This is a genomic window from Moheibacter lacus, assembly GCF_014042165.1.
In the GTDB taxonomy this organism is placed as follows: Bacteria; Bacteroidota; Bacteroidia; order Flavobacteriales; family Weeksellaceae; genus Moheibacter; species Moheibacter lacus.
On record NZ_JACDZE010000010.1, the window covers coordinates 1 to 718 of the forward strand.

The window sequence follows — 718 nt, forward strand, 5'->3', positions numbered from 1 at the left end:
GTGATAATTTTTATGTAAATTAGTACATGCAAGGACGAAAAGAATTTAGGCCAAAATTGTTTTATGAACTGAGTTTGGAAAGACTGGTACCGGCCGATAATATTTACAGGAAAATCGGGGAGGAATTGGATTTTCAATTTCTGTAGGATTCGACTAAAAAGTATTACGGTAGCGAAGGCCAGCAGAGTTTGGATCCGGTGGTTTTTTACAAGATTTTATTGGTGGGTTATTTGAACAATTTGAACAGCGATCGGGCTTTGCTCCAATATTGCGGTAATTGTCTGGATATCCGTTTGTTTTATCTGAAGAAACTTCTGNCTAAAAAGTATTACGGTAGCGAAGGCCAGCAGAGTTTGGATCCGGTGGTTTTTTACAAGATTTTATTGGTGGGTTATTTGAACAATTTGAACAGCGATCGGGCTTTGCTTCAATATTGCGGTAATTGTCTGGATATCCGTTTGTTTTATCTGAAGAAACTTCTGAAGTTCAAGGTGAAAAAAGTAAAAACCCAAGCCCAAATCCTGAACCTTCCCAAAGGGAAAATTGGGGCAATTGCTTGAAGCTGTTTTGAGAAGGGGAAAAGCTTGGATTTAAGATAGTCAAAAATGGAGGGAATTCTAAATCAATTTGAATTTTGCTGCGCTTAGAGAGCTTTAAAATCGGTCAGATTTTCTTGGTTTTTTGTGAATTTTATCAAAAAAATGGAGTTGTGCAACGG

1 protein-coding gene is annotated in these 718 nt (G+C 37.4%); it reads left to right on the forward strand.

The features are described 5' to 3' along the window. Nucleotides 1-188: 188 nt before the first annotated feature. Nucleotides 189-560 carry a transposase gene (locus tag HU137_RS13030; RefSeq protein WP_262890143.1) on the forward strand — a complete coding sequence of 124 codons (372 nt, stop codon included), beginning with the start codon at nt 189-191 and terminating at the stop codon, nt 558-560. The last annotated feature ends 158 nt before the right edge of the window (nt 561-718 follow it).